This is a genomic window from Clostridium sp. AM34-9AC (assembly GCF_003480225.1).
Taxonomy (GTDB): Bacteria; Bacillota; Clostridia; order Lachnospirales; family Lachnospiraceae; genus Acetatifactor; species Acetatifactor acetigignens.
The window spans coordinates 68,038-91,187 of sequence record NZ_QUIU01000006.1 but is presented as its reverse complement, the minus strand read 5'-3'; the positions used below and the strand labels follow the sequence as shown (position 1 = coordinate 91,187).

The window sequence follows — 23,150 nt, the reverse complement described above, 5'->3', positions numbered from 1 at the left end:
CAATGTGAAATTGTAGCATATGTTCACACAAATTGCAAGATGTTTTTATTATTTTAGTGTAAAAGTTCAGCCATAGGATGACAGAAGCGACGATTGGGTGCTCGCACACAAAGCGTCAATTCTGTCATCCTATGAGCAGAGCGCCAATCTATGAGCAAAAGTAGTCACGAAGTGACGAAAAAGCGTGCTAACGCAACTTTGCGAATGACGCAGGCTGAACTGCTTCAATATAATATAAATAGAAAGGATACTGCGACAGTTGCATCAGTCCGTAATCGGTTACCTGATATCCATCCTGCTGCAATCCGGCGATGGCATCTGCGCCAAGTTCGGTCGGTGTAAAATACCAGAACCTGTCGGAATCCGCCTGGTTGTAATCTCCGTTCACGATTTCATTATCCGGATAGTAATAATACAGCACGGTCCAACCCAGATGTTTTACACCATTCGTGACCATATTTACATCCTCATCGGGGGTACCGATCAGATCCAGTGTCTTTTCGGTCTCCACCTTCTGCTGTTCATAGCTGTCATAGCATTCCCGATAGTTCTGAATTCCCAGGCCGAATAATACTACCAGCAATACCGCCAGCACAATTCTGCTTACAGCCTCCAGGCCCTTCCAGGACTTCTTCTCCAGCTCTGCAGCCAGTTCCAGCACACGGCTGCTGCCCACCGCCAGCATGACGATTGCCACCGCGCTTAACGGATACAGATATCTCTGTGCCAGCATCGGTGCCATAACAACACTTAACAAATAAGCAAATGCCAAAGTTCCAAGGATTGTGCAGGCTCCCACTGCCATGGCATATGTCTTGTCAGACCAGTTTCTCACAGAAGGCTTCTGCATATGTACTCCGTCTTTTTCCACAGAGAATACAGAAGAATCCACTGCCAGGGTCACCACCAGAAACAGAATCACCAACGGGAATACGATACCATTCATCCCTCTGCCGCCCATAACGATCTCCAGACTCTGGTCCAGTCCCAGGATCTCTGTCATCCACCAGCCTCTGCTGACATTTTTCAAGCCGGCATAGAAGAAATATAGCCAGGGTGCATAACCTATGAAAAATGCTACGATGGCCAGAACACCCTTTATCCATGTTTTCCCACGGTATTTGATCCATACGGCCACTCCGGTGAAAAACATCATAATGCCTACAGCCACCAGTGCATAATAGTGAGAATACGCTGCTGCCAGTGCCCACAGCACCATGCCTGCCCAGGTCTTCCTGCTGCCGTCAGCAATGACTCTGTAGGAACAATAGAAGCAACCCATTACACACAGGAAAGCCAGCGCATACATGCGGACTTCCAGATTGTACTCCAGACACGCCTGTCCCAGACCGGAGATCATCACAAAAAATGTTGCCGCAAGCATTCCGAAATGTTTCCGCACAACGGTCAGTGCCAGTACGATCCCGATCACGAAGGGCACCAGAGAGGCCAGGTGGAATACCGGTACCTTATATCCGAACAGGGTCCCGAATAATTTCAGCCAGTAATAATACAGTGGCGGATGATTGTCCCAGTAATACAATACCTGCAAAATGCCATCCACATCCTTGTGGGCCGTATTCGCAGAAAACGCCTCATCCCCCCACAGTACGCGGTCGGACATCATGCTGAAATTCAGACACACCACCAGCACTGTCAATGCCAGTACTGCCACCGGTCCTATGTATTTGCGAAATACGCTCCACGCCTTGCTGTCGGTAATCTTGCTCAGGACGCTCCGGATCTTCTCATGCTTTCCGGCTTTCGCTTCTTCCACGAACAATTCCGCAATGGCATAGACCAGCATCATGCTGATCTCCAGACATAGAACTTTCACTGCATATTCTCTGGATTCCAACAGCTTTCTCAAGATCGTATTGCCGTCATTGCCGGTCAGCGACAACAGGATCCAGGGAATGACCAGCATACAGAGCAGGCAGGTGAGATAGCGAAGGACATATTCTCCCTTCCCGATCGTGACAGACTGTCCGCTTTTTTTGTTATTTTTTAAAATAGATTGCCGCCAGATCCCAATGGATACCAGCGGCAACAGCAGGGTAATAATGATGGTGAACATCGAATATCCTCTCTGTCTTTTGTATTTGTAACTATTCAGAGCCATGTAAATAGTATCGAATGAGCGTCGAATCCTTGCATTCGTAAGAGCATTTGATACTATTTATAGGGCGAAGTAACCACCATGAGCAAAAAGGAAGCCTCGCAGAGGCGGTTTTGCGAATGGTGTTCTGAATAGTTACATATATTTATTCTTCTACGTATTTCAGGATCGTTGCCGAGGTCTGTGGCATCTCGATCAGAACCTTGCCTGCCCTGATCTCATACTCCGCACCTTCCATGCAATACCCGTCATCCCTGGACTGCAGGATCACTTTCATCTTACCTGTCTTAGGGGTTCCGATCTCCCACACATGAATCTCTTTGGTGATGGGATGATAATTATTGTTGATCAGGATCGCACACTGCCCCTTGCGGTTAAAACGTCCGTAAGAAATAAAATTGTAGTCATTTTCCAGCATTTTCAAGGAGCCGATCCGCAGCTCCTCGTTCTCCCGGCGCAGACGGATAATGTCCTTATGAAATGCCAGCAGCACCTGATCCTCATGTCCCCAGGGATACGTTCTGCGGTTGTCAGGATCTGTGAAACCACAGACACCGGCCTCATCTCCGTAATAGATTGTAGGAGCACCCGTCCATGTCATCTGGATCACAACGCCTTCCCGGAAGACTGCCTTATTGATACCCTGTTCCGCAGCCTGCGGTCCCAGTGTATTGGTACGTCCCACCTTATGATTTGTTCTCGTCAGAAAACGGGAATGATCATGGTTGGACAGTTCATTCATAGCCACCTGCCAGCTGGGCATGGAGAAACTGGAGGTATGATGCCGCATGGCTCCCCAGAAGCTCTCTGCATTGCCGAGCAGATCCTCTCTGTAGTCATCACTGTGTTTCTCCATACCGGTGAGGAACCAGGTCACGGGCTCCATGAACGCATCGTAGTTCATAACGGTATCCCATTCATTTCCCTGTAACCAGTCTCTGGTGTTGCCGTAATGCTCTGCCAGAATAATGGCTTCCGGATTGGCCTCTTTTACCGCTTTCCGGAATTCCTGCCAGAAATGATGGTTGAATTCCTGACTGTGGCCTAAGTCTGCTGCCACATCCAGTCTCCATCCATCCACATTGTAGGGCGGAGATACCCATTTTTTCGCTACATGAAGGACATAGTCCATCAGTTCCTGGGATCCCTCGTAGTTCAGCTTCGGCAGTGTGTCATGTCCCCACCATCCGTCATAGGAATTGTTATAGGGCCATGCTGCCTGATTGTGGAAATCAAAGTAATTCCGATAAGGGCTGTCAGCACTGACATAGGCACCCTTGTCATATCCTTCCGCATTCTCATAGATGCGCTCTCTGTCCATCCATTTATTAAAGGAACCACAGTGATTGAACACGCCATCCAGAATGACTCTCATGTCTCTGCGGTGTGCCTCTGCCACCACCTGAGCAAACAGCTCGTTGCTGGCTTCCAGATTCGCCTTGTTAGTCACACGGTCGATGTAACGGGAAGCAAAACGGTTCTCCCGCTGTCCGTCGGGAAGCAGATCCCCTTCATCACTGACAATCTTTCCAATATGGGGATCAATATAATCATAATCCTGAATATCGTATTTGTGGTTGGAAGGGGAGACAAACAGAGGATTAAAATAAATCACCTCAACTCCCAGATCCTGCAGGTAGTCCATCTTGTCCAGCACACCCTGCAGGTCTCCGCCGTAGAACTCACGGACATCCATCTGTGCGGGATAACGTCCCCAGTCCTCTACGCGGTGTACCGGTTCTCCGATGTAGCAATATTCATTGGTCAACACATCATTGGAAGAATCTCCATTACAGAAACGATCCGCATAGATCTGGTACATGACCGCTCCCTTGGCCCAGTCGGGGGTGTGGAAACCGGGAATGATAATGAAATCATAATATTCATTAACTTCCTGCACCAGGCCCCGCATATCAAAGATGCCGGTAATTCTGCCGGTCTGCACCTCAAAATAATAAGATACCTTCTGATCATCCAGACGCATTACGTAGGCATAATAGTCAAAATCATTTTTGCTCTCCACACGTACCATAAGATGCTTCTGTCCGCCGCATACCAGGAACACTCTGTCCACATTATTTCTGGCGGTCCGGAAGCGGATCGTCACTTCGGAAAAACAGGCCGGCTCTTCCGGAATCACATATTCCGCACTGGTATCTGTAAAAAGTGCTCTCCTGTTAAATACAGGTCTCATGGCCGCAATGTATTGCTGATTATATTCTGTTCGACGTAATAGCTCCAGATCCATAGTATCTACCCTTTCTGAGACTAATGTCTTACTATCTATATTATGACACTGCTTCTGCCAAAGTGCTTTGTTGTCTTGTGCGCTCCGGCAGTATGACATGTTCCAAGCTCAAAAGCTCTATTTATTATACCCTTTTTCCTTACATCTGACAACTGCCCGCCTCTTTATTCAGCGATTTTTAGACAGTAAAAAGGACAGTCTTGGGAGGACTGCCCTTTTTAGAGAAGGTATTTCTTTCTTATGGGGTATAGCAAAAAACTATATAATGTATTGGGGGGGTTACGAGTATTATAATAGCATGCACTCCTATTTTTGACTATTCTCAAAATTCACAAATATCACAAAAGTGAATATTCATTTTTGTATATTTTTCACAAAATCGGTTTGTACAATACTACCAATTCCACGAAACTCCCGCGAAAACCTTTTCCTATACGAAAAGACCCTCGAATTCTTCTCTGGTGATCTTCTCCTTCTCCAACAGCAGCTGTGCACAGCTATGCAGCACATCCTCATGCTGTAAGATAATATCCTTGGCTTTGGTATAGCAGTCATCGATGATACTCTTGACTTCCTTGTCGATTTCGCCGGATATCTCTTCACTGTGAGCCTTGGCATGAGCCAGATCCTTACCGATGAAGACTTCATCATCGTCATCGTCATAGCAGATGACACCGATATTATCAGACATTCCGTAACGGGTTACCATACGGCGGGCTGTCTTGGTGGCTTTCTTAATATCACTGGATGCTCCGGTGGTAATATCTCCGAAGATGATCTCCTCTGCGATACGTCCGCCCAAAGATACCATGATATCCTGGAGCATACGGCTCTTGGTGGCGAACATCTCATCCTTTTCCGGCAGAGGCATGGTGTAACCGGCGGCTCCCACACCGGTAGGAATAATGGATACGGTGTAGACAGGTCCCACATCCGGCAGCACATGGAACAGGATCGCATGACCTGCCTCGTGATATGCCGTAATCTTCTTCTCCTTGTCGGAAATAATGCGGCTCTTCTTCTCTGCACCGATTCCTACTTTGACAAATGCCCTCTTAACATCTTTATTTGCGATAAAGGAGCGATTCTCCTTCGCTGCGATGATCGCTGCCTCGTTCAACAGATTCTCCAGATCCGCTCCGGTGAATCCTGCGGTAGTCTGTGCAAGCTGCTGTAAATTTACATCATCTCCCAGGGGCTTATTCTTCGCATGTACCTTCAGTATTTCTTCTCTGCCACCCACATCCGGAGTCCCTACCGCTACCTTACGGTCAAATCGTCCGGGACGCAGGATCGCGGGATCGAGAATATCCACACGGTTCGTAGCTGCCATGACGATAATGCCTTCGTTGACACCGAAACCGTCCATTTCTACCAGTAACTGGTTCAGGGTCTGCTCTCTCTCATCGTGTCCGCCGCCCATACCGGTACCACGCCGTCTTGCCACGGCATCGATCTCATCGATAAATACGATACAAGGTGCATTATGCTTTGCTTCTTCAAACAGGTCACGCACACGGGAAGCGCCCACACCGACGAACATTTCCACGAAATCAGATCCGGAGATGCTAAAAAAAGGTACTCCGGCTTCTCCGGCCACTGCCTTGGCCAACAGGGTCTTACCGGTTCCGGGAGGGCCCTCCAACAGGACACCCTTGGGGATTCTGGCTCCGACACCGGTGTATTTTCCCGGCTCCTTCAGGAAATCAACGATCTCCTCCAGTTCTTCCTTTTCCTCTTTCAGACCGGCTACCTGAGCGAATGTGACACTCTTGTCACCCAGTGTCATCTTGGCGCGGCTTTTGCCGAAGTTCATCATCTTGCCGTTACCGCCGCCTGCTTGTTGGGCATTCATCATCATGAACAGGAAAATTCCCACCGCCAGCACGACCAGCATCGGCAGCATATAGGTCAGGAACCAGTTCTCCCTTTCAATGTCATTGACCACCGGATCAAACCCATACTCACGTACCAGGGTCTCCAGTTCTGTAATGTCCGTTGCGTACAGCTTATGAGATACACCGTTCTTCATCTGGATCTCCAGATATCCGGTAGGTGCTTCTCCGTTGGGCTGCACCACGACTTCCGATACATTGCCGGCATCCAGATCCGCAATGAACTCTGCCTTGGTGTATTCATCTGTACGGTTGTTCAACAGGTTGAGGCCGAAGATCACCAGAAGCAGAAGTATGATAAATATAAAATATGAATTGATTGTTTTGCCGTTTTGTTTCAACTTCACGGGCCTCCTACATCTTTGTATCGCTTAATCGAATTCTACCACACCGATGTAAGGCAGATTACGATATCTCTGATCATAATCCAGACCATAGCCCACTACAAACTCATCGGGAATATTAAATCCGGTATAATCCACATGGACATCGATCACTCTTCTCTCGGGTTTGTCCAACAGGGTGCACAGACGTAAAGAAGCCGGACCTCTGTCCTTCAGCATCTCCAGCAGATAGCTCAGGGTTCTTCCGCTGTCCACGATATCCTCTACTACAATAACTTCCTTATCTTTCAGAGATTCGTCCAGATCCTTCACGATCTTGACTACACCGCTGGACTTGGTATCGCTGCCATAGCTGGATACGGACATAAAGTCCAGAGATACGGGAACAGTGATACGCTTTGCCAGTTCACACATGAAAAAGCTGCCACCCTTCAGTACACATACAAGGTGTACCTGCTTACCCGCATAATCCTTGCTGATCTGCTCACCGATCTCCTGGATTCTCTTATCTACTTCCTCTTCTGTCAACAGTACTCTGATATGCTCTGCCATTTTCTTTTGTCTTTTCGCTTTTAAGCGAACTCCTTTCTTATTAATTGTACCTTTAAAATACGTTTTGTATTCTCCCTTACTTTATAATATTCGCTGATACGGTATCCCACGACCCACAGTACATGCTCTCCCTCTGCCAGGATCGGCAGTCTGTCGCGTTCCGCCTGTGGGATCTTTTGATCGACCAGATAACTTTTCAGCGATTTATGGATCATCCCGCCTCTGCCGTCAGCAATGGTCAGATAATCACCCGGCTTTCTTGTCCGTATCACCGGACATTTTTTTATTTTATCATAATCAAACCATTTCGTATACTGATTTGTGGGAACTTCTTGGTTTTTTTCATGGGCAGCGGCCAGGTCACACACACAGTATTCCACCGTTCCCACTTCACATTCCACTGTCCCTGTCTGTCCGGGGGAAAGCTGCAGAGTTGGTTGATATTTCTCAGCCACTTCCGTCTTCTCCAAAAGCTCCCTGTCTGTCCTCTCTACTGTCAGCAGGACTTCCTCATATTGCCGTCTACCCCGGATGCCGAACGGAAGACAGATCTGTCGGTTGCCTTCCCTGGTAAACAAGGTCAGCAGCTCCTGAATATGCTGGTAAGTGATGTCTTTCTGCCCGGGAGACAATTGCTTCACTTCTTCATACAAGAGGCGCTTACGGATCACAGGATGCAACGACAGAAAAGACTCCACAGCAATACAGATCACCGCGTTCCGGCTGTCCCCCGTCTCTGCGGACTCTCCGTCACCGTCCGTTGCCCGGATACATCGGCCAGCTGCTTCTTTTGTCTGCAGTTCCAGATAGTCCTCCGTCTCCGCCAGCAGCTCCGCCGTCTGATTCATATGCGCTACACAGCCCTTTACAATATTCTCCTCCGCATAAGGCAAAATATGATGCCGAATACGATTTCTTGTGTAGTCATCCTCCTCATTGGTGGCATCCTTGCAATAGACAATTCCTCGCTGTTGTAAAAACTTCTCGATCTCCCACCGTTCCAGACATAGGAGCGGTCGTATAATCCGATCTCTCACAGGCAAAATGCTGGCCAGTCCCCGGATTCCACTGCCCCGGAACAAATGGAACAGCTGGGTCTCGCTGCGGTCATTGCTGTTGTGGGCCACTGCGATCTTCGTGGCTCCCCACTCCTTTGCCGCCTTTTCAAACGCCTCATATCTCGTTCTGCGCCCGGCTTCTTCCTCAGAGATTTTCTCCATGCGGGCTCTGTTCCTTACCTCTGCCCTGGTCAGGAAAAAAGGGATTCCTCTCTCCTCGCAGAGCTGCTCCACATACCGCGCATCTTCTCCGGCCTCCGCGCGAATGCCGTGATCCACATGCACTACGGCAATGTCTGTAGGTACTTCCTTCTGCCATTCCAGCAACAAAAATAAGAGGCAAACCGAGTCTGCCCCTCCAGAAACACCGGCTACCACACGGTCGCCGGCCTGCAGCATGTGATGCTCTCTGATATATGCAAATACTTTTTCTTGCGTATCCATCCATGTATTCATGTTTTTACTCTATCCTAATTATGAGGAAAAATCAAGGCGGCATCACGTGTTTTCCCACAGGCAGAGCACAAATACCGTCATATCGTCCCGAATCCGTCCCTCTGAGGCACAGATGGCATAGGACAATATTTTCTCTGCGATCTCCTGCGGGTTCTGTTCCTGCAACCCTTCCAGCACCTGTGCCATGCGCTCTTCCCCGTCTTCCATCATATCCAGAACCCCGTCCGTCATCATGACCAGCAGATCTCCCGGCCGGATCTGACACATCTGTCGTTCTATCTGCACTTTTTGAAAAATACCTAACGGCAGGCTTTCGCCGCCGACACAGAGAACCCTTCCGGAGGTCTTCCAGAACGTGGCAACACCGCCCACCTTGCAGATCTCACATTCGCCGGTATACAGATCCAGGCTGCAAAGGTCTATCGTAGGATGATCGTCCTCTTCATTTTGCGCATACAACGCGGAATTCAGGAGATTCACAGATGCCTCGGTCCCGAAGCCCGCCTCCAGCATTTTTTCCATGAGATCCATGACTCTGCCGCTGCCCCGGCTGGCATCCTCCCCGGAGCCTGTCCCATCAGACAACATCAGGATCAGCTTCCCTTTTTCCGATTCCATGGTGGCATACTGATCCCCCGAGACTTTCTCCCCTTCTTTTACCGCCCGGCTCACCCCCGTCAGTGCTATGTATTTCGGTTCCTCTGTGAACAGAAAACAATGCGGCTCCTGCTCCACGAGATAAGGGCTTCCTGAAGAGACCTGCAGCTTTTTTCCCAATAATACCGTCAGCATGTCCGCCACCTGTGCCGCCTTATAGTGCCTTTTTTCGGTGGACAGTGTCATACTGATCCCTGCTTCTGTCCCGGAGCTGCTGCCGTCCTTCTCCACATAGCAGAGGTCTCTGGCGATGATCCCTTCACTCTTGAGCGCCTGTACCAGGCTTTTCCTCTTTTTCTCTTCCAGCGGACAATACCCCAGTTCCTCTCCTGCCACCCGTTCCATGATCCGGGCCACTTCCTGCAGATGGTCTCCCATGATCTGTCTGCTCTGCCACAGCATACATTTTTCCAGAATATTCTGCCTGTCCTCTCCTGTAATCTGTATCTCCTGCCGAAAGCTCTTCCCCAGTTCCTCAAAACTCTCCGCATATCCCATCAGTTTCTGTCTGCACAGCAGTGAGATCTGTGCACACTGTTCTCTCTCCAGCCGTTCCTGCTCCTTTTTCCCTATGATCATGGCATCCTCCCCTTTCTGTTTTCACGATTATAGGGCAGTTTTCCTCTTTCTTTTGTCAAATCGAGGGAGGGAGAGACTTCATTTTTTGCGACAAAAAAAGCAGGTTCACTGTTGAGAAACAGTTTCCCTGCTTAATTGTCTTCCTGAAAAAGGATCTCACCTTCGTATACCAGTCCCAGCTTATCCTTCGCCACCTCTTCCACATAAGCTTTCGTCTGAGTGTACTTACCGAATTCCTCGATCTGTTCCGCTCTGGCCTGCTCTGCTTCGATCTGCGCGCCAAGGCTTGCGATCTGGGTATCATAGCCCGCAATCTTCTGTTGTAATTCCACGCTCCGCACCGCAACGACCACCATGATCATCAACACGACCAGGGTCACCAGGAACATACTGAACCGGTTCTGGTGTCTCTTGCGGTAGGCTGCTTTTCTTCTTGCCATACGCGCATCTCCTTTTAATGAATATTTTAAGCATTTTCCTAAGTATAGTCAACTGCTTTTTCAGCCAATTTCCCGTTATCCGCAAGGCTTTCCGGATTGGGTGCAGAAGAGTATTCAGGCCCAGTGCCACATACTTTACAAAAAAGGGACTGATTGTCCTGTGATACAGGTACATTCCCGCCAATGCCCCCAGCACGGCAAACCATCGCAGGTTCCCGTTACTTTCATGAAACATCAGCAGAAAGACCTTTCCCGCACAGTAGATCCAGAATGCCAGATCTTCCAGAGATACCATGCTGGTACTGTGAGCGAACACTCTTCGCAGGATCCGCAGAATATCATACAGAAAAGTGATCCCCACACCCAGCAGAAAGGAATGCAGCAGAAAAACATTTTCATCCATCAGCGGAACAGCCTGCCCAGGAAGGATTCCTGTTTTTCTCCGGATGCTGCGGTATCCGAATATACAAGGCTGTCGATCCGGCCGTCAATATCCACTTCCCCCTTGTCTAATGTCAGGCGGTTCACATGGAGCTCGTTGCCACGGATCATCAGCATCCCCTGTTCCGTCTCCAGCAGGATCTCCCGCAGATCAAAGGAAAGGACGTCATTTACCCCATTCACGGTACATGTCCGTCTGTTGGTCATGGTCACTTTATGCATACGTCCTGTCGCGTTTAAATCTTCCATTCTCTCCATAGCCTCCCATCCTCCGCTCCTTCCGGAACCGGACTTACAATGTATTGTATGGGAAAATGTGGAAATTTATACATAGAGAACCTGATATTATATATAACGGAAAAGTTCTTTGGCTTCTTCTTTTTTCACGGTCTCCTGTACATCCAGGACCTCGACTTTTACTTCCTTGTTGCCGAAAGAGATGGAAATGATATCTCCCTCTTTGACATTGGCGGACGCCTTTGCCGGCTTATCATTAATCAGCACTCTGCCGCTGTCGCAGGCTTCATTAGCCACAGTACGGCGCTTGATCAGTCGGGATACCTTCAAATATTTGTCTAATCTCATGCTTTTAACCTCACGATCATCCGTTTCTGAAAAACAAAAGAGACCCGAAAGGTTGTCCTATCGAGTCTCTGAAAATTCAGCTTCTATTATGCGTTCAGCATATCCTTTAATGCCTTACCAGCCTTGAACTTAGGAGCCTTGGAAGCAGCGATCTTCATAGGTGCGCCGCTCTGAGGATTTCTACCCTCTCTAGCTGCTCTGCTGGATACTTCGAAAGTACCGAAGCCAACTAACTGAACCTTACCATCCTTCTTTAACTCTTCAGCAACAACATCGGTGAATGCCTTTAATGCCTTCTCTGCGTCCTTCTTGGAAAGACCTGCCTGATCAGCCATAGCTGCAACTAATTCTGTTTTGTTCATATTGAACTCCTCCTGTAATGAGTTTTCGTTATTAATTTTACGCTCGAAAATAGTTCTTTTGAAACGTCTATACATATATATATCTGTTTTTATCCCTTTTGTCAAGGTTTTTCCGCATATTTACGGCATTTCTTCCCCTCCCGGAAAGGATCATTCTGTCGATGAAGAACTGGCCGTCAGGTCTACGAATGAGTAGGATACATCCTTTTCTTCTTCATCCACCTGTACCGTATAACTTCTGGTTTCATAACCGGATTTTCGCAGGGTGATCACATGACTTCCTGCGGTCTTCTTAAAACTGCAGGGGGAAATTCCCACATAGTTGCCGTCCAGATATACCTCCACATTTTCCGGAGCATCAATATGCACGCGGTAATAGGTCGTAGTCGTATCTGCGGTGGAGGTAGATTCCGTTGCGGAAGAGCTGGAAGAACTGCTGCTTTCCGTACTGTCTTCACTGTCGGAGTCCGCCTTATCCAGCTGGACATCCACTCCCGCGGATTCCTGTCCCACCCTGAGATACTGTGTAAGCGACTTATAGCCGTCCGCCTTTGCTATAATCTGGTGAATACCGTATTCCAACGTGATCGGCTGGGAAGCATCCACCTGACTTCCATCGATATACAATTCTGCATCGGAAGGATTCAGCGAAAACAGCACCATACCGTACTGTGCCTCTGCCACTTCCAGATCACCGATATCCAGTGTTGTTTCCTCGTTGCGGTTGATTACGACATTTTTCGTGCCACCACCGCCGTTATAGCTGATATCTACCTGATAGCTTCCCTCTGACACCGTCACCAGCATGTCCTCTGTGATCCGCACGATCTGTGTCTGGCCGATTTCCAGCCAGCCACCCACAAAGTTCTCATCGTTGACCAGTCTGAGGTATCCATGGCCTTTTTCCACTGTTACGCTGAGCACTGTGCTGTCAATGCCGTGAAATGTCAGGATATCCGCCGGATTCAGATCCATTTTTTCAATGCTGTGTCCCTGGGAAAAATACTGGGTATCCCTGGACAACTGGAACACCTCTTCCCCGATGGCCACCTCATTCCGTACGGTATTCATCTCGTAGTGCTCTACATCGTCATACTGCCATGCTGTCTGCGCCAGCTGCATGGAGGTCAGATGCTTCTGACTTTTCAAAAAAGTCACATCCACGATGTCCCCCTCCTGCAGCTGACTCAGGGAAATTGCCTTTCCATATTTATCTGCGAACCGCGTTGTTCCGTCCATGGACAGCGTGTAACGTTTGCCTAAATCCAAATTTAACAGTGTGACAGTGTTGTCAACATTATTGATATCCACCAGTACCGCCGTATCTGCGGAATCATAGCTGTCCGGATTGGTGACAACAAAGCCGGTATCTATCCGCTCTGCCTGTGCCGTTGGCGCAGGTGTTGCCGCCGTCCCGGAGGATTCTGTCTGCCCGCATCCAGCAAATGACATTGCTGTCACAAGCAAAAGGATTACCACTGTCTGTTTCGTTTTCGAATACTTTTTGTCTTCGAATCTTTTCAACGTTTTGCTTCTCCTTTGTCTTCTGACGCTGCGATCCTGCCGCAACGTCTCTTCCGTTGTCTGCCGTTCATTGCCCGGCTTTTATCTTTGCAGCAGTTTCAGGAATTTCTTTCTGGCCGCTTCCTGTTCCAACAGGCGGTCCAGTTTCTCCTGATTCTTCTCCGGGATCCAGGCCTTGCCGGAATTATAATAAAAGTTTACGATCTTCCACAATTTCTCAGGATAGGACAGGCGGTAGACCAGATCCTGTCTCTCATAGGGCTTTAACGGTCTGACACTTTCATAAGCCGCCAGAAGCACTCTGCCCCATTCGGCATCCCATTCACTTTTTTCCAAAAGCTTTCGCAACAGCAGATACAGGTCTCTCACCGGCCCGTCTGCCTGACATTTTTCGAAGTTTACCAGGAAAAATCCACGGTCCTGCCGCAGAATATTATGATATTGGTAATCTCCGTGGCAGAAACACAGCGGTACTTCCTCTCCGCTGTCGGAGGCAGCCAGCTCGATCTCTTTCCATTCTTCACACAGTTGTCTTGCTTCCTCTAAAAAAGGATCAATCACTGCAGACAACCGGATCTCGAACCAGGTCTTCTGGCTGCGCTGTTTCAAGAACCTGCGGGCTCTCTTGAGCTCCCGGTTATGCTTTTCATAGTCCCGGCTGGGGAGATATCTCTCTATGACCGGTGCCGAAGCCTCCTCCGTCTCCGGAAATACAGGTGTAAATTCCAGATCACCGTGCAGTCTCGCCAGAAGCCGCATGGCTTCCATACATTCTTCCCTGTCACGGATATTACATTCTCGGCCTTCCCACCAGGTCTTCAGAATATATCTGACACCGTCCCGGTCTGTCACCGATAACGCACCTTCCTTTGTGGCAAGCAATCGCTCCGCAGGAACGGTTCCCCGTTCCTCCAGGTGCTTCAGGACCTGCTCCTGCAGACGCAGCTGTTCCTCGCGTCCTGTATATTCCTTGAAGATCAGGCAGCCCTGCTGTGTATCGCACAGAATCGCTCCCCTTCCTTTTCGGGTACGCAATACTTCTATCTCATACTGCTCCAGCAGTGCCACTGCTCTGTCATTCACTTACAATCCCTCCTAAGATACGTCCTTAACCGTTTTCCGGTTCCTACGCTATCTTATGAGGAAAGCCTGTAAAGTATGCTCAATCTTTGTCTGCCGACAGTTCCTTTACCTTTTCCAGCAGCTGTTCTCTGGTATTCTGCTCGGGATGTTCCAATACCAGTTCCAGCAGCTGTTGCAGCATCTCTCCCAGCTCTCTGCCCGGTTTCATACCGGTGTCGATCAGATCCCTGCCGGTGACCGCCAGTGTTTTCAGGGAGACGCACTGCTTCTTTTCCAGCATTTCCTGATACAGTTTCTTCCAGAGTTCGAGATTCTCCAGTTTTTCTGTTCTCAGGTAATCGCTCTGTGCCAGAATATCTGCCCGTTTCACCGGGAACAACAGTGGGAAAATATCTTCCCCGATCTTATTCACCGCCCGGCGGACAATCCGCAGATCCGGTATCACATCATTGCCATAATCATGGTATCTCACCAGACGGGTGACCACCGCAACGGTATCATTATCAAATCGCAGTCTCCGCAAAATCTTCCGCGCCATCTCTTCTCCCACCGCCGGATGTCCGTAGAAATGAGTGATTCCGGCTTCATCCACAGTAAGTGTGGCCGGCTTGCCGATGTCATGGAGCAGCATGGCATAACGCATATTCTTGTCCGGCCCGATCTCCATAAGTGCATGTAATGTATGCTCACCCACATTGTATTTATGATGCTTGTGCTTCTGTGGTGTCTCCATCATGGCATCGAATTCCGGTAGGATCACCTTGGTGACACCCATGTCATAAGCTTCTCTGAGGGTGTCGGGATGAGGGGACACCAACAGTTTAGTCAGTTCCACCTGAATCCGCTCCGCACTGATCTTCTGCAGGGTCGGTGCCAGCTTCCGGATTGCCGCCTCAGTATCTTCGTGGATCTCGTAGCCCAGCTGGGCTGAAAAACGAATTGCCCGCATGATCCGCAGGGCATCTTCTCCGAATCGTTCCTCCGGGTTGCCCACACAGCGGATCATCTTCGCCTCGATGTCTTTTAATCCGCCGAAAATGTCGATCAGGCCTTCCGTTTCATTATAAGCCATGGCATTGATGGTAAAATCCCGGCGTTTCAGGTCCTCCTCCAGGTTCGGAGTAAACGTCACTTCTTTGGGATGTCGGCTGTCCTCGTATTTTCCATCCACACGGTAGGTCGTAACCTCAAAGCCTTCCTTGTCCAGCATGACGGTTACGGTGCCATGCTGGATTCCGGTGTCGATGGTGCGACGAAACAGCTGCTTTACCTGCTCCGGTCTCGCCGAGGTGGTGATATCCCAGTCCTCCGGGGGTCTGCCCAGAATGGAATCCCGCACGCAGCCGCCTACCACATAGGCTTCAAATCCGGCATTCTGTATGGTTTCTATGATATATTTCGCTTTTTCAGGTATTTGTATCTGAATCATATATATCCTCTTTTGCAAAAATCACATACGCTCATTGCTCTGTGAGTTTTCGCTTGTTACTGCTTTGTGTCTATTGTTTGTTTCTAAGAAAGGCTATGCCTGCTCCGGGTTCATGATGAACTTATCGATGACTTCCACCAGTCCGTCTTCATCGTTGGTGCCGGTGATATAGTCCGCCGCATCCTTGACCGCCGGCTGGGCATTCCCCATTGCTACGCCGGTTCCCGCATATTCGATCATGGAGATGTCGTTGTAACCGTCCCCGCAGCAGATCGCATTCTCTCTGGTCAGTCCCATGCCTTCCAGCATATGATCCAAAGAGGTGGCTTTGTTCACATCTTTCGGCATGATCTCGATGAAATAGGGTTCGGAACGGTAGATGCTTGCCACATCGCTGTATTTTTCCTGCAGCTGTTTCTCCAGCTCCGGTGCGATCTCTTCCGGTGCTGTCATCAGGCATTTATTAATATCGAAATTCACATATTCGACGAAATTGTCAACGACCTTTATAGGAATTCCGTTGATTCTGGCTTCCAGCTGCACATAGTCATCCGGCTCGAACGCAGAGATGACGCCAGGACCCTGATAAGTGATCAGTCCGCAGCCATTCGCTTTGGCGAATTCGTACAATCCGGGCACAATGGACAGGGGCAGTGTTCTCTGATAGACCACTTCTCCTGTCTTACACTCCACGATACGGGCTCCGTTAAATGACAGTAGGTATCCGCCGTATTTTTTCAGTTCCAGCTCCTCTTCGCATTTCCGCATGCCGGGGGTGGGACGACCCGAAGCCAGGATCACCTTGTGACCATGCTGTAAAATATTCCAGATTCCCTGTTTGGTAGCTTCCGTGATCTCTTTTTTTGAATTGGTCAATGTTCCGTCAATATCCAGTACCAGAACTTTTTCCTGCATGTTTATTCATACCTTTCTCAAAGTTATTCTCTGTTCAGCTCACGTAACTGGCAGAGTCACATTATCATGTTTCCCGCCCTTTTGCGACTATTTTTGCTCATAACCTAACAGTACCTGTCTCTTCTGCTTGTGCAGTGAAACAGGTACTTGTCTGTTGTCTATGTTCTGTTCCTGAGCAAGCTTTACTGTGCCTGTGTTGCGGTCTCTTCGGTAGCAGCAGTCTGCTCCTCGGTGATCTCCTGGGTCTCTGCGGTCGCGGTCTCAGCGGCTGCGGATTCCTCTGCCTGCACCTTCAGGTAATTCAGTTTACCCTTGGGATCCTCTACTGTTACATCTGCGGTAATATCCTGCATATGCTGACTCATTGTATCGGATACCAGCGTATTCTTGATGTTGATCTTCCACTCGGGCTGATCCTGTCCGATGTAGTAAAGTACATAGGTGGTGTCACTGACAGTGATGGCTACGGTATCTCCTGCCTGACGGCTGTTGTCGAAGATCCAGTTGCTCAGCTCCTCTGTCATACCGGTCTTGGTCACCTGCTCGAACAGACCGCCGTTCTCTACTGCAGAAGTATCCTGTGTATACTTCTTGCACAATTCTGCGAAGCTGTCCTCGGTAGCTGCACCGCTCTTCCACTCCTCCAGGATCTCTTCACCGGTCTTATCCTCGGTGGGAATAATCACACGTACATCTGCGGAAGGAGTCTCATCCAGATATCTCTTCTCAAATGCCACGGCATAGTAGCAATGGCTGTTGTCGTTAGTAATGACGGTGGTGTCTCCTGCCTTTCTGGCATCATCAAACAGCCAGTCGGAGATCAGGTAGTTCACGGAAGACTTCTTCTCATTCTCGTGTGCTTCGCCGTCTTTTGCCACGGTCTTCTCCGCATCATCTGCCAGTACCTTCGCATCTTCCATTGCCTTGGCGATCTCAGCATCGGAAGGCTGGTAAGCGGTATCGGTGCTGTCGGAAGCTGTTGCATCTGTAGCTGCCGTTCCGTCTGTTGCAGTGGTATCGGTGGTTGCAGCAGTCTCCTCTACGGGATCTGCCAGTTCGGTAGGTTCTGTAGGCAATTCTGCCTCAATGGTCGTCAGGCGATAGTCTACGGAATCGTAGGTTGCCTTATTTTCCTCATAATAGCTCTGGATCTCATCATCACTGGGAGCATTATCCTCCTGCAGCTTCTGATAATAAGCGTTCATTACCATGTCGTTCTTCACATATTCTTCGATACGGCCCATGGTTGCATAGCTTCCGTAGATGGAACGTACATATTCCTTCTCGGAGATGCCTGCGGATGCAGCGGAGGTTTTGATGGTCTCCTTGAAAGTGTTGTACTCATCCGTGGTATCGTAGGTGAAGCCGGCTGCTTTGGCTTCTGCCATCAGCGCCTTATTCTGCTTCAGGCTCTCTACAGCATTCTGCTCAAAATAGTCCTGCCAGGTCAGAGTATCGGAATACATCTGGGTGGACAGATCCTTGCTGGTATCCAGTCCGAAGTATGTCAGATAGCTGCCGTACTGGGTGATATAATTGTTCTTGGTCAGGTTGTATTGGTAATCGAACTCTACCTTGTTTACAGCTTCTCCATTGACCACCACATAGGTCTCATGAGTTGCCAGATAGGTACGGATGGGGAAAGATGCTACCAGACATACCAGAGCCACAAGCACTACGATGCCGATGGCCGTGCTGATGCGCTCTTCCTTTTTCTCCTTTTCCTTCTCCTCTTTACGCTTCTGTACCTTACGGTCATATTTGGTCATGACCTTCTGTTCTGTTTGTTCTTTATTTTCTGTAACTTTTTCATTCTTAGACATTGCTTACATGTCTCCTTCCTGGTGTCTTAAGTCCCAATGACTCCTTATTTTACCGTATTTCTGCGGAAAAAGAAAGCTATTTCACATATTTTTCAAGTTTTTCCACGATATTTTTCACACATCCGGGCTCAAAAGGACTGTCCAGTCCGACTTCTTTGATCATATTAGTGTAAAAATCACTGGCGGACAGCCTGCACAGCTTCAGATAGCTCTTCCACGCCTCTGTAAAATCGGCATCCATCTTCACCTTGTACTGTAGTGCGCAGGTCTGTGCCAGACAATAATCGATATAATACAGAGGGTAGTCGTAAATGTGCAGCTGCTTCTGCCAGAAGCCTCCCTGTCCGAAGAAAGGATCTCCCTCGTAATCCAGGTGGGGCTTGTACTCCCGCTCCAGACGGCTCCATGCCTGCTTTCTCTCGGCCGGGGTCAGCTCCGGGTGCTCATAGACGATATGCTGGAACTCATCCACCATACAGCCGTAAGGAATAAACGCAGCCGCATCCTCCAGATGCATTTCCACGTAATCCTGCGCTCTGTTGCCGAAGAACAGGTTCATCCACTTTTCCGTGAAAAATTCCATGGACATGGAATGGATCTCTGCAGTCTCCATGCCGATATCCGCATGCTCTCTGATAGGATCCTGTGCAGCGAGATACCCCTGAAACGCATGACCACACTCATGCGTGATGACGTCCACATCACCGCTGGTACCGTTAAAGTTAGCGAAGATAAACGGTGCATGGTACAGAGGCAGATAAGTCATGTAACCTCCCGCCTTCTTCGTCTTGCGCCCCAGGACATCAAATAACTGGTTCTCCATCATGAAATCAAAAAATTCCGCAGTCTCCGGGGACAGCTCACGGTACATCTTCTGTCCGGCTGCCATGATCTCTTCGGGGGTTCCGGTGGGTGCCGGGTTGCCATCCTTGAAATATACCTGCTCGTCGATATAGCTGAGCTTCTCCAGACCCAGACGTTGTCTTCTGCGGTCATGCAGCTTCTCTGCAAAGGGTACGAAATACTCCTTGATCTGCCTGCGGAAAGCTTCTACCTCGTCCTTACCATAGCAGTTACGATTCATACGGTAATAGCCCAGTTCCAGATAATTTTCATATCCCATGGCTCTGGCCTGCGCGGTACGGTTTTTCACCAGTTTATCGTAGATGGTATCCAGCTGTTCCTCATTTCCCAAGAAAAACGCGCTCATCTTCTCCCAGGCCTGTCTGCGGACGCTGCGGTCAGAGTTTACCAGATAGGGCCGTAACAAGGACAGGTTCAGTTCCTTGCCATCGAAGTCGATCTTCGCACTGGCAATGAGTTTATCATACTCCATGGTCAGAGCATTCTCCTCCTGCATCAGCGGGATCAACGCCTCGCTCATGGACTTCTGTGCCAGCTCCATATTCTTGAACGCTACCGGACCGATCTTCTCCTCCAGATAAGCTCTGTAGGGGGATTCATATAATTTCTTCTGATAAGCCAGCACCAGATTGCTGAATACCGGTCCCTGCTCATCGTAGTATTTATGCTCTTCCTCGTAGAATTTATCGGAAGTATCGATGTCGAAGCGGATATTCGCAATGGTCATCAGCGTCATAACACGATCCGTCAGCGCATAATATTTCTTATGCACCTCGAACTGTTCCTCCCCGCTCTTCGCCGCATCCAGCTCCCGGATCAGTTCTCCCATCTCTTCCTGCACTTTGGCAAAATCTATTCTCTCGTAAGGCATGTCCTGAAATCTCATAATTATAGTAATCCTCTCTTTCTGTGTCCTTAGGAACCTATACTGCTTATCTTACCCCAAAATGCCGGGAAAGTAAAACTTTAGAAGCGTTCTGGAACATTTTTCTGGATTTTTTGTAGCCTTTTTGTAACATTTTTCAGACTTGCCAATAAGGAATCCCTATGGTATGGTGGTATTAGAAGTAATTTTTCTTCTTTCAAAAATTCTTATAGACCCGTCAGTGGTCAAAGTTTCCCTTATTATTTATTTTATATGGAAAATATTTGTTTTATTTTTACATTTATTTTGCAACAGAAAGGAGATTTATGGAGTTAAAACAAAATAATATAACCGGCAACTATTTCTCGGAGGAGTATTTGATGAATACTGTGTCGAGATTCTGGAAAAATTTTGTTGCGGAAGAAATTTCGTATGGGAATGCGATAGCTGCTGCGCCGGGGAATGTGGCTGTGTCAATACCGGCTTCCGGAAAGCGGAATTATAAGGATCTGGTGTTCCGGAAAATATTTCATGACAAGGAGAAGCTGCTCTCGCTGTACAATGCGCTGAATCACTCGCATTATGAAGATCCGGAGCTACTGCATATTACAACTTTGGAAAATGCGGTTTACCTAAGCTTGCAGAACGACCTGTCATTTGTGGTGGATTTTGATCTATGGTTTTTTGAGCACCAGTCCACCCTGAATCCCAATATGCCGTATCGCTTTTTGCTGTATCTGGCAAGTGAATATTCAAAGATGAACTCAGATGACCTGCTTTATTCCAACAAGTTACAGATGCTGGATACTCCGCATTTCGTAGTGTTTTATAACGGGACGGATCCTCTCCCGGAATACAGCACCCTGAAGCTGTCCAGCGCCTACCGGAATAAGGAAGAGACTCCTCAGCTTGAATTACAGGTACAGGTAATCAATATCAATCTCGGGTTCAACTCCGAGCTGATGGATGCCTGCCAGATTTTAAAAGAGTATGCCCAGTTTGTCGCAGAAGTCCGTGAGCAGGCAAAGGTGTATCCAAACCGGCAGGCCATCGTTCAGGCCGTGGACGTATGTATCAGGAGGGATATTTTGAAGGAATTTTTGCTTGAGAATAAGAAGGAGGTTATTGATATGGTGTTTTTCGAATATGATGCCGAGGCGGAAAAGAGAGTTATTTATAAGGATGGCGTAGAGGAAGGCAGAGCAAAAGAAATTGTTCGGTCATGTAAGGACTTTAACTTGTCAAAAGAGGATGCAATCCACAAGTTAGAGACTCTACTATCAATCCCTACACAATCTGCCATTGACTATTACGAAAAATTTTCAAAGGAATTTGAAAATGAATTCTCAAAAGCACAAAAAATTATGTAAAAGGGGCACATTGATATGAACTTTTTCGAATATGATGCTGAGCTTTCTATTTCTACACAGGCAGCCATGGATTACTATGATAATTTTTCGAAGGAATTGGAAAGGAAATCTTTGGATGATCAAAAGGTCTTATAAGAACCCAAAAAGGGCAGCCCGTCATGGACTGCCCTTTGGTTCTTACATAACTCTTACAGATATGGTTCGTTCCTCTTAGGAAACAACCTGATCTCAGCTTAAGCTTACTGTAACAGAGACAGTACGCCCTGGTTAGCCTGATTGGACTGAGCCAGCATAGCCTGACCTGCCTGAGCCAGGATGTTGTTGTTGGAGTACTTAACCATCTCAGTAGCCATATTGGTATCACGGATCTGGCTCTCTGCGCTGGTGGTATTCTCTACAACGTTATCCAGGTTGTTGATGGTGTGCTCCAGACGGTTCTGAACAGCACCAAGTGCGGAACGCTGAGTGGATACCTTCTGGATTGCAGTTGCGATAGTCTTAACAGCCGCATCAGCATTCGTGGAATCTGTGCCATTTACCTGCAGTCCGTTTACACCAATGCCCTTAGCGCTCATAGACTCTAAGGATACTTCAATCTTGTTCTCAGCGGTGGTATCAGCGCCTACCTGGAAGCTTAAGATCAAAGCTTTCTCAGAAGAACTCAGTGCAGTGCTTCCGGATGCTCCAATTGCCAGTTTCACTTTAACTTCAGCCTCCGGATCAAGATCATTCAAATTTCCGGTATAATTACCCGTTACCGCTGCATTAGTATTCTCGTTCTCTAATTGTTTGCTAATTGTAGCAGATCCTTTGAAATTAGCTTTTGCTTCTATACCATAGGTGGTTGTAATGTTAGCAATTGTATCTGTAACTTCTGTACCATCTTTTAAAGTTACTGTAGCATTGGTTCCATCAGATGTAATTTTAGTGACATCTTTAGCCTTTTTCTGTGCTGCAACATCTGCAATTTTAAAATTAGTATTATCACTTGATACTACTTTTACTTTTCCAATAGTAATTTCAGCACCATCCGTCAATGTAGCCTCCGTGTTACCCTTTGCTGCTACAGTTACTCCATCAACCGTTCCTAATACGGCGCCTGCCGCAAAAGTCTTCTGATTGCCATTTGCGGTTGCGTCACCCTTTAACAGATAAGTCTCGTTGAATTTCGTGGTTTCAGATACACGGTCGATTTCATTTACAAGCTGATCGATCTCATTCTGTACATAGTTTCTGTCATCAGCAGACATAGTACCATTTCCAGCCTTAACTGCCAGTTCGTTCATTCTCTGTAGCATATCGTGTACTTCGGTCAGAGCGCCTTCAGCGGTCTGTACTGCGGAGATACCGTCCTGTGCGTTCAGGGATGCCTGTGTCAGACCTCTGATCTGCTTTCTCATCTTTTCACTGATGGACAGGCCTGCTGCGTCATCAGCTGCACGGTTGATCTTGTAACCGGAAGACAGTTTCTCGGTGGATTTTGCCTGAGAAGCGGTGGTCAGACCTAACATTCTGTTAGAGTTCATAGCTGTAAGATTGTG

The 23,150-nt window shown here is 48.2% G+C and carries 18 protein-coding genes; 1 reads left to right on the top strand and 17 read right to left on the bottom strand.

Annotated features, from left to right (window positions below):
* Positions 1-187: 187 nt before the first annotated feature.
* The 16 genes from DW835_RS05260 to DW835_RS05180 all read right to left on the bottom strand — a co-directional run bounded on the left by DW835_RS05260 (position 188) and on the right by DW835_RS05180 (position 20,260).
* Positions 188-2,077 carry a glycosyltransferase family 39 protein gene (locus DW835_RS05260; protein ID WP_182430251.1) on the bottom strand — a complete coding sequence of 630 codons (1,890 nt, stop codon included), beginning with the start codon at positions 2,075-2,077 and terminating at the stop codon, positions 188-190.
* A 187-nt stretch (positions 2,078-2,264) separates the two neighbouring features.
* Positions 2,265-4,313, bottom strand: a complete 2,049-nt coding sequence (locus DW835_RS05255) for a glycoside hydrolase family 13 protein (RefSeq protein WP_243037057.1) — start codon at positions 4,311-4,313, stop codon at positions 2,265-2,267.
* Positions 4,314-4,797: 484 nt separating this feature from the next.
* The gene (gene ftsH, locus DW835_RS05250; protein ID WP_118730800.1) at positions 4,798-6,603 is read right to left on the bottom strand and encodes an ATP-dependent zinc metalloprotease FtsH; all 1,806 of its coding nucleotides are present in this window, start codon (positions 6,601-6,603) and stop codon (positions 4,798-4,800) included.
* A 30-nt stretch (positions 6,604-6,633) separates the two neighbouring features.
* On the bottom strand, positions 6,634-7,158 hold the full coding sequence (gene hpt, locus DW835_RS05245; RefSeq protein WP_022313253.1) for a hypoxanthine phosphoribosyltransferase: 525 nt from the start codon (positions 7,156-7,158) through the stop codon (positions 6,634-6,636).
* A gap of 20 nt (positions 7,159-7,178) precedes the next feature.
* Positions 7,179-8,672, bottom strand: coding sequence for a tRNA lysidine(34) synthetase TilS (tilS, locus tag DW835_RS05240; RefSeq protein WP_118730799.1), 1,494 nt, complete (start codon positions 8,670-8,672; stop codon positions 7,179-7,181).
* A gap of 42 nt (positions 8,673-8,714) precedes the next feature.
* Positions 8,715-9,908: a SpoIIE family protein phosphatase gene (locus DW835_RS05235; protein WP_118730798.1), complete on the bottom strand. Its 1,194-nt coding sequence runs from the start codon at positions 9,906-9,908 to the stop codon at positions 8,715-8,717.
* A gap of 131 nt (positions 9,909-10,039) precedes the next feature.
* Positions 10,040-10,348 carry a septum formation initiator family protein gene (locus tag DW835_RS05230; protein ID WP_118503031.1) on the bottom strand — a complete coding sequence of 103 codons (309 nt, stop codon included), beginning with the start codon at positions 10,346-10,348 and terminating at the stop codon, positions 10,040-10,042.
* 402 nt (positions 10,349-10,750) lie between these two features.
* Positions 10,751-11,038: a sporulation protein YabP gene (yabP, locus tag DW835_RS05220; protein ID WP_117465441.1), complete on the bottom strand. Its 288-nt coding sequence runs from the start codon at positions 11,036-11,038 to the stop codon at positions 10,751-10,753.
* 96 nt (positions 11,039-11,134) lie between these two features.
* Entirely contained in the window at positions 11,135-11,374 is a 240-nt protein-coding gene (locus tag DW835_RS05215) for an RNA-binding S4 domain-containing protein (RefSeq protein WP_022313248.1), read from the bottom strand.
* 86 nt (positions 11,375-11,460) lie between these two features.
* On the bottom strand, positions 11,461-11,811 hold the full coding sequence (locus tag DW835_RS05210; RefSeq protein ID WP_255713168.1) for an HU family DNA-binding protein: 351 nt from the start codon (positions 11,809-11,811) through the stop codon (positions 11,461-11,463).
* A gap of 75 nt (positions 11,812-11,886) precedes the next feature.
* A complete protein-coding gene (locus tag DW835_RS05205; RefSeq protein ID WP_118730797.1) occupies positions 11,887-13,260 on the bottom strand; it encodes a PEGA domain-containing protein in 1,374 nt (457 codons plus the stop codon).
* A gap of 81 nt (positions 13,261-13,341) precedes the next feature.
* A complete protein-coding gene (locus DW835_RS05200; protein WP_118730796.1) occupies positions 13,342-14,343 on the bottom strand; it encodes a CotS family spore coat protein in 1,002 nt (333 codons plus the stop codon).
* A gap of 79 nt (positions 14,344-14,422) precedes the next feature.
* Entirely contained in the window at positions 14,423-15,772 is a 1,350-nt protein-coding gene (locus DW835_RS05195) for a CCA tRNA nucleotidyltransferase (RefSeq protein ID WP_022313244.1), read from the bottom strand.
* A gap of 93 nt (positions 15,773-15,865) precedes the next feature.
* A complete protein-coding gene (locus DW835_RS05190) occupies positions 15,866-16,687 on the bottom strand; it encodes a Cof-type HAD-IIB family hydrolase (RefSeq protein WP_022313243.1) in 822 nt (273 codons plus the stop codon).
* A gap of 182 nt (positions 16,688-16,869) precedes the next feature.
* The gene (locus tag DW835_RS05185; RefSeq protein WP_117465377.1) at positions 16,870-18,510 is read right to left on the bottom strand and encodes a peptidylprolyl isomerase; all 1,641 of its coding nucleotides are present in this window, start codon (positions 18,508-18,510) and stop codon (positions 16,870-16,872) included.
* Between the two features lie 76 nt (positions 18,511-18,586).
* Positions 18,587-20,260 (bottom strand): M3 family oligoendopeptidase, encoded by a 1,674-nt coding sequence (locus DW835_RS05180; protein ID WP_118730795.1) that lies wholly within the window; start codon positions 20,258-20,260, stop codon positions 18,587-18,589.
* 305 nt (positions 20,261-20,565) lie between these two features.
* On the opposite strand from DW835_RS05180, the gene DW835_RS05175 reads away from it, so the two are divergent.
* The gene (locus tag DW835_RS05175) at positions 20,566-21,609 is read left to right on the top strand and encodes a hypothetical protein (RefSeq protein WP_118730794.1); all 1,044 of its coding nucleotides are present in this window, start codon (positions 20,566-20,568) and stop codon (positions 21,607-21,609) included.
* Between the two features lie 239 nt (positions 21,610-21,848).
* Here DW835_RS05175 and DW835_RS05170 read toward each other — a convergent pair.
* The coding region (locus tag DW835_RS05170) for a flagellin (protein ID WP_243037056.1) at positions 21,849-23,150 on the bottom strand (1,302 nt) is incomplete at its 5' end.